Origin of the sequence: Enterobacter sp. PP-008-ECC_S150 (assembly GCF_045257065.1) — a bacterium.
Lineage (GTDB): Bacteria > Pseudomonadota > Gammaproteobacteria > Enterobacterales > Enterobacteriaceae > Enterobacter > Enterobacter chengduensis.
Genome location: NZ_JBJHHG010000002.1, coordinates 168,119 through 184,482, shown reverse-complemented (window position 1 = coordinate 184,482; position 16,364 = coordinate 168,119). Strand labels below are relative to the sequence as shown.

Here is a 16,364-nt window from a genome sequence, read left to right as displayed (position 1 = left end):
GTGGGAGACGGGGGGCTAAATTAACCCCCCAACGGGGCGGTTTTCGGATATATCTCTATAACGGCAAGCCGTTATTTCTCATTCTCATCCTGACCGTAATACAGTTTCCCGATGCGGATCAGCGGCCGTCCCTGAGACTTACGGTGCAGGTTACTGTCCCTGAGCGAATACACGCACCCGCAATATTCCTGCTGGTAAAACTGCTCCCGCTTGCTGATCTCAATCATGCGTGAGGAACCGCCCTGTTTGCGCCAGTTGTAGTCCCAGTAAACCATACCCGGATAGCGCGCGGCCGCGCGCTGGCCGCAGTCATTGATCTGCTGCATGTTCTTCCAGCGGGAGATCCCCAGCGAGCTGCTGATGACGCTGAATCCATGCTCTGCCGCATAGAGCGCCGTACGTTCGAAACGCATATCGAAGCACATGGTGCAGCGGACGCCGCGCTCGGGCTCCCACTCCATGCCTTTTGCGCGCTCAAACCAGTTATCGGTGTCGTAATCGGCATCAACAAAAGGCACGCCGTGTTTTTCTGCAAACCGAATATTCTCCTCCTTGCGGATGAGGTACTCCTTTTGCGGATGGATATTGGGGTTATAGAAAAAAATGGTGTAATCAATGCCCGAAGCCTGGATGGCCTCCATCACCTCACCCGAGCAGGGGGCACAGCAGGAGTGCAGCAGCAGCTTGTCGGCACCGTCTGGAAGGGTGAGCTGAGGGCGGATAAAGGGGGCTGTTGTCATGGCGTTTTGCACTATGTTTATGAAATTTATGGAAGGGTAGCATAAATTCATAACCTGTTGAGACGGGATCGACGCAGGAAAGAGCGATCCCGCGGGGCGGGATCTTCTCGGGTATGACGTGCCGCTATTCGGCAAATTTGAGCAACGCTTCTCCGTCAAGACGGTATCGCACCCATTCGGACTGCGGCAGCGCGCCAATGCTCAGATAAAAATCGATGGCGGGCTGGTTCCAGTCCAGCACGCTCCATTCAAGGCGGCCACACTGCCGTTTTACCGCGAGCTGAGCAATATGTTTCAGCAGCGCTCTTCCCGCGCCTTTACCGCGATATTCCGGGGAAACGTAAAGGTCTTCCATATAAATCCCGTTGCGGCCAAGCCAGGTTGAATAGCTGGTGAAGAACACGGCATAGCCGGCGATCTTGCCTTCATACTCCGCGATCAATGCCTCGGTTTTAGTGCCTGCACCAAAGAGCGTTTCCCGGATCTCCTCCGGCGTGGTAACCACTTCTTCCGGGGCTTTTTCATACACCGCCAGCTCGTAAATCATGGCGTAAATGGCCGCCGCATCTTCGGGGCGTGCCTGACGAAGGGTGATGCTCATTGTTTTTCCTGCTTTCTAGCGTGCGTCTTGATTGATGGCGTTGAGCATACGGAGTATTGTCCGAAGAATTAAGTGCAATGAAATCAACATATGATGAATATTATGCATCCGGCCCTGAGACGACTTGATTTAAACCTGCTGCCCGTTTTCGACGCGATCTACCGCCACCGTTCCGTTCGGCTGGCCGCTGACGAGCTGGCGATGAGCACATCCGCGCTCAGCCATGCGCTGTCGCGCCTGCGCGCCAGCCTGAATGACCCGCTGTTTTTCCGCGAAGGGCATCGTATGTCCCCCAGCGTTTATGCCTCTCAGCTCGCACCTTCGATTGCTTCCGCACTCTCGTTCCTTAATCATGAACTGACCCCGCAGCCGGAGTTTGATGCGGCCAGCAGTACGGAGAGCCTGCAGATTGCGATAACGGACTTTACCGCGCTTTGCATTTTTCCGGCTCTGATGCACAGGCTGCAGCTTACTGCCCCGGGGTTACGCTTTGAATTGCGCTATCTGCCGCACAGTCCGGCGCTGACGGAACTGCTGGCGGGTGAGGTGGATCTGGCGCTGGGCTTCAGCACTCAGGATGATATCCGACACCCGGAACTGGAAGAGATCGACTGGTTTGAAGATGAGTATGTGGTCATCAGCAACGCGCGGCGGACGCGTCTGACGCTGGAGGACTATCTCGCGGCCCGACATCTGGTGGTGACCCCATGGAATGAGAAGCAGGGCGTTCTTGACGTACGGCTTGAGCAGCTGGGCTATACCCGGCAAATCGCGATCAAAACGCCGTCAATGCTCAGCGCACCGTTTATCGTAGCGGAAAGCGACCTGCTGATGGCGATCCCTCGTTACGCCGCTGAGAAGCTGGTTGCGGCAGCAGACCTGAGGATTTTTGCTTTACCGTTTTCGATACGCACGTTTGAAGTGAAAATTTACTCGCATAAACGCAGCGGCCAGCGGGGCGCGACCCGCTGGCTGAAGGAGGAACTGCAGACGCTGGCGCAGGCTGTCAGGGGACGGTAGGCCGGGTAAGCGCAGTGCCACCCGGCAGAAAGGACGGTCTGTAACGGATCGTCAATTTAACGGCAGGTAGATATCCGTTTGCAGCGCGTGTTCCGGCACCTCGTGAATAAAGTTGAGGTAGTGGAAAAATACCGGGGCATCGCGCAGCGTTTCGCCGCTGGCCGGTAGCCAGTCGCGAAACATCGACCACACCGTGGCGGAAATGGTATCCAGCGAACCGGTGTGGCGCCCGACGGCGTAGCGTCCGCCGTCAATTTCACCACTGGAAACGCCAAATTCATTCTCTGGTATCGGTTCCGGGATTCTGCCGCAGATATCGAAACGAAAGGCGTCTGCTGGCGTAGTTGCCGGGTCATCCCAGGCAATGCCAAACGTGCTGCTTTCGTGTACTGGCGATAAGCCCGTGGTTTTACGCCAGGCAATAAACTTCGCCGCGCTGTCATTAACCCGATCCGGACTGCCACGGTGCTGCAGCATTGCCACTTGGGTCTGTGGGAAATCGACAATCTTAATTTCCAGAAGTCAAAACCGTTAAGACAGCGATCGCAAAACTGATTTACGATATCGAATATAACCGCTGCCATCGCCTGGCATATCGCGATGCTGTAGAGGGGCTTTGTCAGGATGTAGCAAACCAGATCACTCGCTGCATGCATTCACGCGATACAGGGATGACGTTAAGCGATCTGCGTGAACTGGCTAAGGAAACGCTGGAAACCATCATTGTTACTGAATCAGAAGAGGGGCAGACACGCCAGAACTACGGTGGTCATTCTGCGATTGACGTGATAAAGCTCCTCATAAGATTGCACCGGCAGGGTATAAAAGCCGCTTAACATGAACTGTCCAACATTCTGGGGTCAGTCCAGAGACTGGGCTTTTTCAGTAACAGGAGCCTATTCTCAAAAATTCCAGGGGGAGTCTAATCAATACAGAACAACTTTACTAGGTATAAGCTCAAGCCTATCCCGACATAAAGAGATACCTTACCGCTGTCATGTTTGAATTTTGCGATACCTGCAATTAAGCAAACCGGAGTAATTAATATAATAATTGCGTGCAGGAACAGAAACATTCCCATGCCACTAAAATCAACACTTGATAACATTCAGTTCACCATATCCATGTTATTTTTAATGTTATTATGTTCATGGATCAAGCCATGTCCAGGTAATTAAGGTTGCCTGACTTCCTTTCAGATTCGTTCCACAGCCTGTTAAATTCCCCCTGATACGTTGCTGCCAGCTCCGGAACCTCCTGAATCAGCAGCACGTTTTCGGCGTTGCGGCTTAAGGCACTGGCCGTGTAGTTAAATGATCCGGGTTGTACCGTGTCGCCATCAACAACCATAAATTTATTGTTCATGATGGCGTACCGGCCATTAAGCCGCACCGGCACGCCCTGGTTTGCAAGGTACGTAACGGCGGTGTATTTGCCGGTGTTACTCTTTTCATCAGCCACTACCCGCACGGCCACCCCACGACGTTTGGCCGCGACGAGCGCCGTCGCCACCGGCTTACTGGTGAAGCTGTAAGCCGCAACGTCAATGTTGAGCCTGACGCTGTTAATGGTGCTCAAAACGAGCTGTAACGCGTTCTGAGACGCAGAAAATGTTTCACTTTGTCCTAAAACTCGAAAACCTGCTTGTTCAAGGTTACTACCATAGTCTTTTGCGTTGGGTGTATTGCCAATATCCACGCCACCTGCACGTATTGCCTTACGCATAAATGCTCCACAGCGTCTTTGCGATGAAGTGCCGGCATTATGGCGTGCGTGCAGGGCTGCTGCGTGTTTGTTCCATGCCATGTTTTAACTCCTGCTGTATATGAAATCGTCACTAAACAAAGGGAGCTTCAATTCGGTTAGGCAAATAATGTTATTTAAAAATAATATATTTCAGTATTTTATACCTTTTTAATGTTTCATTTGCTTGGTTGATGATATGCAGTAGATACGCTGTTGTTGAAACGGAAACAGAAGGTTTACATCGACAGATAAGTAAAATACCATACCCCCCTATAGTATCAGGAGGGCGTATGCCGCATTCACCCGAAGATAAAAAACGTATTCTTACTCGCGTCCGTCGTATTCGGGGCCAGGTTGATGCCCTTGAACGCGCGCTGGAGGCGGGGGATCCCTGTCTGTCCATCCTGCAACAAATTGCCGCCGTGCGCGGAGCTGCCAATGGCCTGATGGGCGAAATGGTTGAAATTCACCTCAAAGACGAGCTGGTGGCGGGAGAGACAACGCCGGACCAGCGAGCCGTTCGCATGGCGGAAGTCGGCCATTTACTGCGCTCTTATCTAAAATAAACCCACACACCTGACAAAAAAGGGAAGACATATGAAATCTCGCGCTGCTGTCGCATTTGGCCCCGGCCAGCCGCTCAAAATCGTTGAAATCGATGTGGCACCGCCGAAAAAAGGCGAAGTGCTGATCAAAATCACCCATACCGGCGTGTGCCATACCGATGCGTTTACCCTCTCGGGCGACGACCCGGAAGGCGTTTTCCCGGCCGTACTCGGACATGAAGGCGGCGGCGTTGTGGTGGAAGTGGGCGAGGGCGTGACCAGCCTGAAGCCGGGCGATCACGTGATTCCGCTCTACACGGCGGAGTGCGGCGAGTGCAAGTTCTGTAAATCCGGCAAAACTAACCTCTGCCAGGCCGTTCGCGCCACGCAGGGGAAAGGGCTGATGCCGGACGGCACCACCCGCTTCTCTTATAACGGCGAGCCTGTTTATCACTACATGGGCACCAGCACCTTCAGCGAATACACCGTTTGCGCGGAGATCTCGCTGGCGAAGGTGAACCCGCAGGCGCCGCTGGATAAAGTCTGCCTGCTGGGCTGCGGCGTGACCACCGGTATTGGCGCGGTGCATAACACGGCAAAGGTCAAAGAGGGCGACACCGTGGCGGTGTTCGGTCTTGGCGGCATCGGTCTGGCGGTGATTCAGGGCGCGGTGCAGGCGAAGGCCGGGCGTATCATCGCGGTCGACACTAACCCGGAGAAATTCAGGCTGGCGGGTAAAATGGGCGCGACCGATTTCGTGAACCCGAAAGATCACGAAAAACCCATTCAGGACGTCATCGTTGAGATGACCGACGGCGGCGTAGACTTCAGCTTCGAATGTATCGGCAACGTCAACGTGATGCGTTCCGCGCTCGAATGTTGCCACAAAGGCTGGGGCGAGAGCATCATCATTGGCGTAGCCGGTGCGGGTCAGGAAATTAAAACCCGTCCATTCCAGCTGGTCACCGGGCGCGTATGGCGCGGTTCTGCATTTGGCGGCGTCAAGGGGCGCACCCAGCTTCCGGGTATGGTTGAAGATGCGATGGTCGGCAAGATTCAGCTCGATCCGTTCATTACCCACCGTTTGCCGCTGGAGCAGATCAACGAGGCGTTCGATCTGATGCACGACGGAAAATCTATCCGTACCGTTATCCACTTCGGCGACAAGTAACTCTTCTGCCAGCGGTTTTTCGCCGCTGGCATTGCTTTAATAATCTTCTCTAAAGTGTGACCAGTGCGGCGTTTTTAGCCGTAATCTTAATCCCCACCGTGCCGATGACTACTTAACACGCACGTTTTTACGCATCTTCCCTACAAGAGAGTCGACGGTCATGGACAACACTTCTTCGATGCAGCCGCAGCGCACGCTGGGCTTCTTGCATCACATCAGGCTGGTTCCGCTGTTTTCCTCCATTCTCGGTGGCATTATTCTTCTGTTTGCCTTGAGCTCGGGTCTGGCGGGGTATTTCCTGCTGCAGGCCGATCGCGACCAGCAGGATGTCACATCCGAAATTCAGGTGCGTATGGGGCTGTCGAACAGCTCAAACCATCTGCGAACCGCGCGTATCAACCTGATCCACGCCGGTGCGGCAAGCCGTATCGCGGAGATGGATGCGATGAAGCAGAACATCAGCGAGGCGGAAACCCGCATTAAGCAGTCCCAGGATAGCTTTACCGCCTACATCAATCGTGCCGTGCGAACCGCTGAGGACGAAGCGCTGGATACTGAGCTGAAAGCGCGCTACGACGCCTATATCGCGGGTATGCAGCCGATGGTGAAGTTCGCCAAAAACGGCATGTTCGAAGCGATTATCAACCACGAAAACGAAACGGCTCGCCCGCTGGATGACGCCTACAACGCCGTGCTGCTGAAGGCGATTAAGATCCGTACCGACCGCGCGAGTGCGCTGACAGCGCAGGCGCACAGCCGCACGCAGCTGGGGCTGATGTTTATGGTGGGCGCGTTTGCCCTGGCGCTGGTGCTGACGGCGATGACCTTTGTGGTGCTGCGCCGCACGGTCATTCATCCGCTGCAGCGTGCAGCGAAACGTATCGAGAATATCGCCAAAGGCGACCTGACGATGCCGGACGACGCGGCGGGCCGCAGCGAAATTGGGCGCCTGACGCGCGATCTGCAAACCATGCAGCACTCGCTTGAAAACACCGTAGGCACCGTGCGCCAGGGGGCGGAAGAAATCTACCGCGGCACCAGCGAGATTTCTGCCGGTAATACCGATCTCTCTTCGCGCACCGAGCAGCAGGCTGCGGCCATTGAGCAGACGGCGGCGAGCATGGAACAGCTGACCGCGACGGTAAAACAGAACGCCGATAACGCCCATCATGCCAGCAAGCTGGCGGAAGATGCGTCCGGTAAGGCCAGCCGCGGCGGCCAGATGGTCTCCGGCGTGGTGAAAACCATGGGCAACATCTCCAGCAGTTCGAAGAAGATCTCTGAGATTACCGCCGTGATTAACAGCATTGCCTTCCAGACCAATATTCTGGCGCTGAACGCGGCGGTGGAAGCGGCGCGGGCGGGTGAACAGGGGCGCGGATTTGCCGTGGTGGCCAGTGAAGTCCGCACCCTGGCAAGCCGCAGCGCGAATGCTGCAAAAGAGATTGAAGGCCTGATCAACGAATCCGTTTCGCTTATCGACCAGGGCTCCGGTGAGGTTGTCGCCGCCGGTAACACCATGAATGAAATCGTCGACGCCGTTAAGCGCGTCACCGATATCATGCTGGAGATTGCCGCCGCCTCGGATGAGCAGAGCCGCGGTATCGTGCAGGTCAGCCAGGCGATTTCGGAGATGGATAAAGTGACCCAGCAGAACGCCTCGCTGGTGGAAGAAGCCTCCGCGGCGGCCGCGTCTCTTGAAGAACAGGGCGCGCGTCTGACCGAGGCGGTGGGAGCGTTTCGTTTGAGCGGCGCGAAGCAGGGCCGCGCGGTGACGGCTGTACCGGTGGCGCAGAACGTGCCGTTGCGTCCTGCGGCGACGGTTTCCGGGGATAACTGGGAGACGTTCTGAGTCGCCAGCCGTGTCGGGTGGCGCTTCGCTTACCCGACCTACAAAATCCGGCCTGTAGGCCCGCGTAAGCGAAGCGCCACCGGGCAAAAAAAAGGGACCAAAAGGTCCCTTTTTTCATCGGTTACTTCTTATCAGGTAACGCGTACGCGATAACGTAATCACCGCGGTCCGGCGACTGACGAGCGCCCCCGGCGTTGATGATGATGTACTGTTTGCCGGTTTTCGGCGACACGTAGGTCATCGGGCCGGACTGGCTGCCGACAGGCAGACGGTCTTTCCAGATCTCTTTCCCGGTGGCGGTATCAAACGCGCGCAGGTAGAAATCCTGGGTGCCGGCGAAGAACAGCAGGCCGGACTGGGTAGAGAGCGACGCGCCCAGCGTTGGCATCCCGATTGGGATCGGCATGTGCATGCGAATGCCCAGCGGGCCGGTATCTTCCACCGTACCGACAGGAACCTGCCACACCAGCTTGCCGGTTTTCAGGTCAACCGCTGACATGGTGCCAAACGGCGGCTTCTGGCACGGAATGCCCAGCGGCGAAAGGAAGCGTTCGCGCATGGCGCCGAACGGCGTGCCGTCCATCGGGACGATACCCATCTCAATGCCGCTGGCGTTTTTCGCCACGTTCGCGCGCGGCACCATGTAGTTTGCCAGCCCCAGGCGCATATCGTTGACGAACATCAGGCTGTTGTTCGGGTCAACCGAGACGCTGCCCCAGTTCATCCCGCCGAGCGAGCCGGGGAACTGCAGGGAACGGTCGAGACCCGGCGGGGTGAAGACGCCCTGATGACGCATCTCTTTAAACTGAATGCGGCACAGCAGCAGGTCGACAGGGGTCGCGCCCCACATGTCGGATTCGGTCAGCGTCTGGTTGCCGATCATCGGCATGCCCACGGAATACGGCTGGGTCGGCGAGTAGCGTTCACCCTCAACGTTACCGGCCGGTACCGGACGTTCTTCCACCTTCGCCACCGGCTTGCCGGTTTCGCGGTTAAGCATGAAGATCATGCCCTGCTTGCTGGTCTGCACCAGTACAGGCGTGGTGCCGCCTTTACCGTCAGGCAGGTCGTACAGCAGCGGCTGGGAAGGGAGGTCAAAGTCCCAGAGATCGTGGTGGGTCGTCTGGAAATGCCAGCGTACCTGACCGGTGGCCGCGTCAACGGCGACGATGGAGGAACTGTACTTGTCGTCCAGCGCGGTACGCTCGCCCGCCCAGAAGTCTGGCGTGGCGTTACCGGTTGGCAGGTAGATCAGGTTCAGTTTGGCGTCGTAGGACATCGCCGACCAGACGTTCGGCGTGCCGCGGGTGTAGGTTTGACCTTCCGGCGGCAGGCCGGTCAGGTTCGGATTACCCGGATCCCACGCCCAGGCCAGCTTGCCGGTGTGAACGTCATACGCGCGGACCACGCCCGGCGGTTCGCCGGTGGAGAAGTTATCCGCGACGCGACCGCCGACGACAACGACGTTCCCGGCGACCAGCGGCGTGGAGGTCTGCTGATAGTATCCAGGTTTGATTTCGCCCATGCCGACGCTCAGATCCACGATACCGTGGTCGCCGAAGTCGTCGCAGACCTTGCCGTTATCCGCATTGATGGCAATCAGGCGGGCATCGGTGGTCGGCAGGAACAGGCGGCGAGGGCAGGCAGCAGGCTGTGTTTCTGCTTGTGACGTTGTCACGCTTGAGCGATCTTCAAAATAGCCAAGTCCGCGGCAGCGCTGCCAGTTAGGCGCGGTGGCTTTCGAGTCGTAGCGCCATTTTTCTTTACCGGAATCCACGTCCAGCGCCAGCACCTTACTGTACGGAGTACAGACATAGAGCGTGTCGCCAATCTGCAGCGGCGTGTTCTGATCTTCCGCGCCTGAGCCGTTGCTCTGCGGGATATCGCCGGTGTGAGCCACCCACGCGACTTTCAGCGAGTTGACGTTTTGCTTGTTAATCTGGTCCAGCGCGGCAAAGCGATCGCCGTGGGTGGTGTTGCCCCAGTGCTCCCAGTTCTTTTGCTGCTCGCCGGGCGAGACGGGCTTCACTGGGACGGGCTCGTTCGCCGCCACGAGGGTTTGCGGCTTAAACATCCAGCCCAGGCTGACCAGCATTGCCAGCGCGAGCACGGCCGCGACGCCAAACGCGGGCGCCTTGTTCGGTGCTGTGTGGTTTGCCGTGCGCAGGAAGGGCCAGACGATGGCGCTCAGGAACGCCAGTACGGCAAAGGTAAACAGGCGGGAGAAGAGCGGCCAGAAGTCCCAGCCCGCATCGCTTACCGCCCAGAACAGCGAGGCGATAAACGCGATGCCGTAAAGCACGATCCCGCTGGTGCGGTTGAGGAAAATCAGGATCGCGGCAATCACCATTACCACGCCCATTATCAGGAAGTAAAGACTTCCGCCCACGGTGGCGAGCTTAAAGCCCAAGCCGCCGACGGCCAGACCGATGAGCATCATCAGTCCGGCAAGAAGCCACTGCAGAATACGAGGTATCCCGCGCGGCGCGCTGCCAAATGCCATTTCTCTCTCCTTAGCGCCCCCCGCCGTGTCGGGTGTGTACCAGTTGGGTAATAAATGCGGAGGGGATAATGTTATATACGAATGAATTCGGGTTTATAAAATGATTTGCGAACCATTTGGTGAATTCACCGATATCATAAAACTGTTAAATTGTTTTACGCAATTGTTAATGATTTATTCCGCATTATTTGATTAACGCACGGGACGGCCCGCTCTCCTCTGAGGGGAGAGGGCCAGAGTGAGGGGTTAAACCGGCATCGATTTACGGATGGCGCTGAGCAGCGTCTGCGCACCCGTTGAGAGAGGGGCATCTACCCGGGTCAAAATGCCGATAGGTTCACCGGCGCCGGGGGCCGTTACCGGGAGAGCGGTCAGCGTGCCCTGGCGCAGGTCATCTTTAACCGCGCCGGAGGGAACGAACCAGACGTAGTCATAATCGAGGGTTAGCTGGCGTGAAAGCGAGGCCGAGAGCGTTTCGATACACCCGGAGGGTAACGTACACCCCTGCATTTGCAGCAGGCTTTCGGCGGACTGGCGCGGAACGGTTCCTTTCGGGCACACCACAACCGGCCACTCCATGACGCGGCTTAAGGTCACCGTATCCTGCAGCAGGGGGTGATCGGGACGAACCACCAGCTTCAGGGATTCAAGGAACAGCAGTTCGTAATTAAGGCCGCCCATCAGTTCAGGATCGGACATGCGGCCGATACCGATATCCAGCTCGCCGGATTTCAACCCCGCGAGCAGCATGGTGTTATTCATGGTGGCGACCTGAATCGTGGTATGCCGCTGCTGCTTGTGGAACTGGCCAATCACCGGCGGAAGAATGCCCAGCGCGGCGGTGGGCAGGGCACCCACGCGCACCACCTCACTGGAGATCTCCTCTTTTCTGTGCAGCGACTGGCCTGCGGTATTGAGCGCATCCAGCACCTTAACGGCGTGCGTCAGGAACTGTTCGCCCACGATGGTAAGCTGCGCGCCCAACCGACCGCGGTCGAAAAGACGCGCGCCGGTCAGCTGTTCCAGCTCGTTGAGGGTTTTCGAGAGCGCAGGCTGGCTCAGGTTGAGAGTTTCAGCCGCGCGCCCCAGCGTTCCCTGTTGAGCGACGGCCACAAATGTATGCAAATGGCGCAAGCGTATGCGCTGACTGAACAGACCATTTTTTTCCATAGGCGATGTTAAAAACAGAGCGATGCGGGTGACAAGTTAAGTTGTTTAAATTTGATAACTTGATAGCAAAATATTTTTAACATTTGATCTGTTTGAGTTACAACATGTTTTTAGGCGGGGGAGCAAAAGCGAACGTCCCTGTTCATTTATTGCTCATTGCTGATGGGAAAGGGTTATGCGGTTAGATTACCCCGTCACCGCCGTCAGAGCACCACACCTGGCCGGACGTAAACGAACATTCATCCGATGCCAGCGTGACGTACAGCGGGGCAATCTCAACCGGCTGGCCAGGACGTCCCAGCGGCGTATCGCCCCCAAACTCCTTCACCTTATCCATCGGCTGCCCGCCGCTGGACTGGAGAACGGTCCAGTAAGGACCGGGGGCAACCGCGTTGACCCGGATGCCCTTAGGACCCAGCTGTTTGGCTAAAGACTTGGTAAACACCGCCAGGCAGGCCTTCGTCTGGGCGTAGTCCAGTAATACGGGGCTGGGCTTCACCGCCTGAACGGAGGAGGTGTTAATGATAACGGACGAGGCTTTCAGGTGGCGCAGCGCCGCCTTGGTGATCCAGAAAGGCGCGTAAACGTTAGTTTTAAACGTGGCGTCAAAGTCTTCGGTGGTCAGCTCTTCCAGAGATTCCCGGTACTGCTGACGGCCAGCGTTGTTGATCAAAATATCCAGCCCGCCCAGCTTAGAGACGGCTTCTTCGACCAGATTCTGGCAGAAGGTTTCGTCCCGAATATCCCCCGGCAGCGCGACGGCCTTACGGCCTTCCGCTTTGATCAGGTCGATGACCTCTGCGGCGTCCTTTTCCTCTTCCGGCAGGTAGTTGATGGCGACGTCAGCACCTTCGCGGGCATAGGCGATGGCCACGGCGCGACCGATACCGGAGTCACCGCCGGTGATCAGCGCTTTTTTGCCTGCGAGGCGGCTGTGTCCTTTATAGCTGGTTTCCCCATGATCGGGAACGGGTTGCATCTCTGACGCCAGCCCCGGCGGCGTTTGCGGCTGTTCCGGGAACGGGGGTTGCGGGTAAGCGTTCTTACGTTGTGTATCACTCATAGCTGACTCCTTAAGCCTTGATGGATAGTTGCAGCGTTAACGCTTCGCTGAATTATTTCTGTAAACGATCGACACGGACGACGGCAGGAGATGATTTTTTATCAAGCGAACCGTTGATGCTGATCATCTGATCGGGTTTAACCGTTCTGCCGTCGAAGACTGCCTGGGGAATAATAACGTCGATTTTTCCGGTTTTATCCTGAAATACAAACCTATCGCCGCTACCGTCAATAAGATTACCGCGCAATGAAATTGTCGCACCGTCGTGCATTTGTTTTGCCTGATTGATGGTCATAATACGCGCATCGTCAGTTCCACGATATCCGCTATCCAGCGCGTGGGGTGGCGGCGGTGCGTCGCCTTTTTGTAACCCGCCGTTATTATCCGCCCAGGCAGCCGGAACCAGAAATATTAATAAAGCGTAACAAGGGGATAATTTCATCTGCTATCCTTCATTTTATCGTGTCTTGACTTGTTAAGTATTGTTGCTATTTCTCTATGTGGCAAATGTGATAAGTCCTAAAAACATTCTCATTGAAAATCATGAGCATCTGAAAATAAGCGAAGCGATGTCGATGACCGTGAAGCGTGAGGTGAAAAGTTGCCAGGGATAGATGAGAGTTATCGCTTGCTGACGTTTGAATACGCGCATCGTCAGATGGATTTTATTGTTATGTTGGCTATGGTTGGGGTGAAAGAATAATAGCATTAAAAACATGGGGGAAATTAAATCTGCCAGGTTAGAACGCAATCATCACATTTAAATTATTCCTTTCGAGAAATCAAAGGGGGAAAGATGAGCACTCTTTTTCACGACAGTAATAATACCGTAGGTGAACTGACGAAAAAACTTGCGAACAAATTAACCGATCTCGGGCTTCGCTTAACCACGGCGGAATCCTGTACCGGGGGAAAGCTCTCGGTTGCGCTTTGTGCGGAAGAGAACACGGCCGATTTTTATGATGTTGGCCTGGTGGTGTTCAGCGATGATGCCAAAACGCGGATCCTGGGCGTTCGTCCTGAGACGCTCGCGCGATACACCGCCGTGAGTGAACGGACGGTAACCGAAATGGCCGCCAGCATCCGCGACATTGCCCAGGCCGATATTAGCATCGCCATCAGCGGCTACGCGGGGCCAGAAGGAGGCGACGATGGCACGGCGGCGGGGACGGTCTGCTTTGCGTGGAACATCCGCGGTGAGACGCAAACCCGCACCGTGCTGTTTTCCGGCGAATGTCAGGATGTTGTGGAAAAAGCGGTACATTTTTCGCTGGCTGAACTGGTAGCCATCTTGTCGAAACGCCCTCGCGGTTGATTTCAGGCGGACACGGCGGCTACCATCGCGTTCCTCAGTGGTAGCCTTCAGTATCCGAAACCTTGCCCCGGAAGACGTAGTAGCTCCAGGCGGTGTAAACCAGGATCACCGGGATAATCAGTAACGTCCCGACCAGCATAAACAGCTGGCTGGCAGGCGGGGCCGCGGCCTCCCACAGGGTAATGCGCGGCGGGATAATGTTTGGCCAGAGGCTGATGCCCAGTCCGCTAAACCCGAGGAAGATCAGCCCCAGCGTCAGCAGGAAGGGGCGGGAGTGGCTGGCCGGGTTGCGGGTCAGCCGCCAGATCAGCACGCTGAAGATCCCGACCAGCAGAGGAACCGGCAGGAACCAGAAGAAGTTGGGCAGGGTAAACCAGCGGTCGGCGACGTACTGCCAGCCGAGCGGCGTCCAGACGCTGACCACCGCGATAACCACCATCAGGGCCAGCAGCACGTGGCGGGTCAGTTCGCGCATGCGGGCCTGCAGCGCGCCCTCGCTTTTCATAATCAGCCAGGTGGTGCCCAGAAGCGTGTAGGCGACGACCAGCCCGATGCCGCAGAAGAGGTTGAAGGGGGTGAGCCAGTCCAGCGCCGAACCCACAAACCGCCGCCCCTCAACGTCGAAGCCGTTGATCACGGCGCCTACCACCACGCCCTGGCTGAAGGTGGCGAGCAGGGAGCCGCCGGCAAAGGAGTAGTCCCAGAACCTGCGGTGTGAGGGCGTGGCTTTGAAGCGGAACTCAAAGGCGACGCCGCGAAAAATAAGGCCAATCAGCATCGCGGTGAGGGGAATGGTCAGCGCATCAATAATCACCGCATAGGCCAGCGGAAACGCGCCGAACAGCCCCGCGCCGCCGAGCACCAGCCAGGTCTCGTTACCGTCCCAGACGGGCGCCACGCTGTTGACCATCACGTCGCGCTCTTTTGCATCGCCCACGAAGTTAAACAGCAGGCCAATCCCCAGATCGAAGCCATCCATAATGATGTACATCAGCGTGGCAAAGACGATGATGGCGAACCAGATTACTGAGATATCGACGCCCATCAGATTCTCTCCTCTTCTGATACCGACTCCGCGGCGGAAAGCGGTCGGGCGGGCGTGCCCGAGGTGTTTGACGTCAGCGTATCGACGGGCTGCGGGCCTTTTTTAATCAGCCGGATGAGGTAAACATAGCCCACGCCGAACACGGAAGAGTAGACGACGTAGAACGCCAGCAGGCTGATGCTCATCTGCAGGGTGCTGTGCAGCGACACCGCGTCGATGGTGCGCAGGTAGCCATAGACGACCCACGGCTGACGCCCCACTTCGGTGGTCACCCAGCCCGCGAGCAGCGCCAGCAGACCGGCAGGCCCCATGCAGAGGGCAAACCAGTGGAAGGGGCGCGAGTGGAACAGGCGGCGACGATAGCGTAGCCAGAGGCTGAGCAGGCCGAGGGTAATCATCAGCAGGCCCATCCCGACCATGATGCGGAACGACCAGAAAACGATGGTCGAGTTGGGACGATCCTCTTTCGGGAAATCCTTCAGCGCCGGGACCTGCTTATCCAGGCTGTGCGTCAGGATAAGGCTGCCGAGTGCGGGGATTTCGAGGCTGTATTTGGTGCGCTCCTCGTCCATATCCGGCAGGCCAAACAGCAGTAGCGGGGTGGCCTCGCCGGGCGGGTTTTCCCAGTGCCCCTCAATGGCGGCAATTTTTGCCGGCTGATGCTCAAGCGTGTTCAGGCCGTGCATATCGCCCACCACCGCCTGAATGGGCGCAACCAGCAGCGCCATCCACATCGCCATGGAGAACATGGTCCGGACGGCGGGCGTGTCGTTACCGCGCAGCAGGTGCCATGCGCCGGACGCGCCGACAAACAGCGCGCTGCTCAGAAACGCGGCGATAGCCATATGAATCAGGCGGTAAGGGAAGGAGGGGTTAAAGACGATCGCCAGCCAGTCCTGAGGAATGACCTGCCCGTTTTCGATAGTGAACCCCTGCGGCGTGTGCATCCAGCTGTTGGAGGCGAGGATCCAGAAGGTCGACATCAGCGTGCCGAGCGCCACCATGCAGGTTGAAAAGAAGTGCAGGCCGGGGCCGACTTTGTTCCAGCCAAACATCATCACGCCGAGGAATCCGGCCTCCAGAAAGAAGGCGGTTAGCACCTCATAGGTCAGAAGCGGGCCGGTAATGCTGCCCGCAAACTGGGAGAACCCGCTCCAGTTGGTGCCAAACTGGTACGCCATCACCAGCCCGGAAACGACGCCCATGCCGAAGTTAACGGCAAATATCTTTAGCCAGAAATGGTATAGCGATCGCCAGACGTCGTTTTTGGTGCGCAGCCACATGCCCTCCAGCACCACCAGGTAGCTGGCGAGACCGATGGTGATCGCGGGAAACAGGATGTGGAACGAGACGGTAAAAGCGAACTGGATTCTGGCCAGATGGAATGCATCAAGTGCGAACATGGTCCGTACCTCTGAAACGATGGGGCACGCGCATTGCCGGGCTGCTTTTGCTACCCGGCAAAACCGATTACGGTTTTTATACCGGCGCCTGAATCGGCCCCGATGAGCAGGTCGGAATGCGGATCGCCGTGCCAACTTCCGCGAACCTCTCTACCTAAAGATAGAGTGTAGTCCGTGTTGGCAAAATCCT

At 56.8% G+C, this 16,364-nt stretch carries 15 protein-coding genes and 1 pseudogene; 6 read left to right on the top strand and 10 right to left on the bottom strand.

Annotation, left to right across the window (positions count from 1 at the left end; all coding sequences use genetic code 11):
* Nucleotides 1–71: 71 nt before the first annotated feature.
* On the bottom strand, nt 72–740 hold the full coding sequence (locus ACJBF3_RS03560) for an epoxyqueuosine reductase QueH (protein WP_045330183.1): 669 nt from the start codon (nt 738–740) through the stop codon (nt 72–74).
* Nucleotides 741–864: 124 nt separating this feature from the next.
* The gene (locus tag ACJBF3_RS03555; protein ID WP_047717718.1) at nt 865–1,341 is read right to left on the bottom strand and encodes a GNAT family N-acetyltransferase; all 477 of its coding nucleotides are present in this window, start codon (nt 1,339–1,341) and stop codon (nt 865–867) included.
* A gap of 90 nt (nt 1,342–1,431) precedes the next feature.
* Here ACJBF3_RS03555 and ACJBF3_RS03550 point away from each other — a divergent pair, with 90 nt between their 5' ends.
* The gene (locus ACJBF3_RS03550; RefSeq protein ID WP_045330186.1) at nt 1,432–2,361 is read left to right on the top strand and encodes a LysR family transcriptional regulator; all 930 of its coding nucleotides are present in this window, start codon (nt 1,432–1,434) and stop codon (nt 2,359–2,361) included.
* Nucleotides 2,362–2,412: 51 nt separating this feature from the next.
* Here the strand turns inward: ACJBF3_RS03550 and ACJBF3_RS03545 are convergent.
* Nucleotides 2,413–2,868, bottom strand: a pseudogene (locus ACJBF3_RS03545) (GyrI-like domain-containing protein); the annotation flags it as partial.
* Nucleotides 2,869–3,032: 164 nt separating this feature from the next.
* Here ACJBF3_RS03545 and ACJBF3_RS03540 point away from each other — a divergent pair.
* Nucleotides 3,033–3,197, top strand: coding sequence for a hypothetical protein (locus tag ACJBF3_RS03540; protein ID WP_153247016.1), 165 nt, complete (start codon nt 3,033–3,035; stop codon nt 3,195–3,197).
* A 319-nt stretch (nt 3,198–3,516) separates the two neighbouring features.
* On the opposite strand, the gene ACJBF3_RS03535 is transcribed toward ACJBF3_RS03540, so the two are convergent.
* Complete coding sequence (locus ACJBF3_RS03535; RefSeq protein WP_223239926.1) at nt 3,517–4,167, bottom strand: phospholipase D family protein; 651 nt, start codon at nt 4,165–4,167, stop codon at nt 3,517–3,519.
* A 230-nt stretch (nt 4,168–4,397) separates the two neighbouring features.
* On the opposite strand from ACJBF3_RS03535, the gene ACJBF3_RS03530 reads away from it, so the two are divergent.
* From ACJBF3_RS03530 to ACJBF3_RS03520, 3 genes are all read left to right on the top strand, one after another.
* Nucleotides 4,398–4,673: a metal/formaldehyde-sensitive transcriptional repressor gene (locus ACJBF3_RS03530; RefSeq protein ID WP_045330193.1), complete on the top strand. Its 276-nt coding sequence runs from the start codon at nt 4,398–4,400 to the stop codon at nt 4,671–4,673.
* A gap of 31 nt (nt 4,674–4,704) precedes the next feature.
* Nucleotides 4,705–5,823, top strand: a complete 1,119-nt coding sequence (locus ACJBF3_RS03525; protein WP_045330196.1) for an S-(hydroxymethyl)glutathione dehydrogenase/class III alcohol dehydrogenase — start codon at nt 4,705–4,707, stop codon at nt 5,821–5,823.
* 160 nt (nt 5,824–5,983) lie between these two features.
* Nucleotides 5,984–7,675, top strand: a complete 1,692-nt coding sequence (locus ACJBF3_RS03520; RefSeq protein WP_045330199.1) for a methyl-accepting chemotaxis protein — start codon at nt 5,984–5,986, stop codon at nt 7,673–7,675.
* Nucleotides 7,676–7,796: 121 nt separating this feature from the next.
* Here the strand turns inward: ACJBF3_RS03520 and ACJBF3_RS03515 are convergent, their stop codons facing one another.
* The 4 genes from ACJBF3_RS03515 to ACJBF3_RS03500 all read right to left on the bottom strand — a co-directional run bounded on the left by ACJBF3_RS03515 (nt 7,797) and on the right by ACJBF3_RS03500 (nt 12,853).
* A complete protein-coding gene (locus ACJBF3_RS03515) occupies nt 7,797–10,178 on the bottom strand; it encodes a glucose/quinate/shikimate family membrane-bound PQQ-dependent dehydrogenase (protein WP_045330201.1) in 2,382 nt (793 codons plus the stop codon).
* Between the two features lie 246 nt (nt 10,179–10,424).
* The gene (locus ACJBF3_RS03510; RefSeq protein ID WP_047717716.1) at nt 10,425–11,348 is read right to left on the bottom strand and encodes a LysR substrate-binding domain-containing protein; all 924 of its coding nucleotides are present in this window, start codon (nt 11,346–11,348) and stop codon (nt 10,425–10,427) included.
* A gap of 181 nt (nt 11,349–11,529) precedes the next feature.
* Nucleotides 11,530–12,411, bottom strand: coding sequence for an SDR family oxidoreductase (locus ACJBF3_RS03505; RefSeq protein ID WP_045326143.1), 882 nt, complete (start codon nt 12,409–12,411; stop codon nt 11,530–11,532).
* Nucleotides 12,412–12,463: 52 nt separating this feature from the next.
* Nucleotides 12,464–12,853, bottom strand: a complete 390-nt coding sequence (locus tag ACJBF3_RS03500; protein ID WP_045326145.1) for a YdeI family stress tolerance OB fold protein — start codon at nt 12,851–12,853, stop codon at nt 12,464–12,466.
* A 354-nt stretch (nt 12,854–13,207) separates the two neighbouring features.
* Here ACJBF3_RS03500 and ACJBF3_RS03495 point away from each other — a divergent pair, with 354 nt between their 5' ends.
* The gene (locus ACJBF3_RS03495; protein ID WP_045326147.1) at nt 13,208–13,726 is read left to right on the top strand and encodes a 2-oxo-tetronate isomerase; all 519 of its coding nucleotides are present in this window, start codon (nt 13,208–13,210) and stop codon (nt 13,724–13,726) included.
* 34 nt (nt 13,727–13,760) lie between these two features.
* On the opposite strand, the gene cydB is transcribed toward ACJBF3_RS03495, so the two are convergent.
* Together cydB and ACJBF3_RS03485 are read right to left on the bottom strand one after the other, a co-directional pair.
* Nucleotides 13,761–14,771, bottom strand: a complete 1,011-nt coding sequence (cydB, locus tag ACJBF3_RS03490; RefSeq protein ID WP_045326148.1) for a cytochrome d ubiquinol oxidase subunit II — start codon at nt 14,769–14,771, stop codon at nt 13,761–13,763.
* The gene (locus ACJBF3_RS03485; protein WP_045326150.1) at nt 14,771–16,174 is read right to left on the bottom strand and encodes a cytochrome ubiquinol oxidase subunit I; all 1,404 of its coding nucleotides are present in this window, start codon (nt 16,172–16,174) and stop codon (nt 14,771–14,773) included. The genes cydB and ACJBF3_RS03485 overlap by 1 nt, the downstream gene beginning before the upstream one ends.
* Nucleotides 16,175–16,364 lie beyond the last annotated feature (190 nt).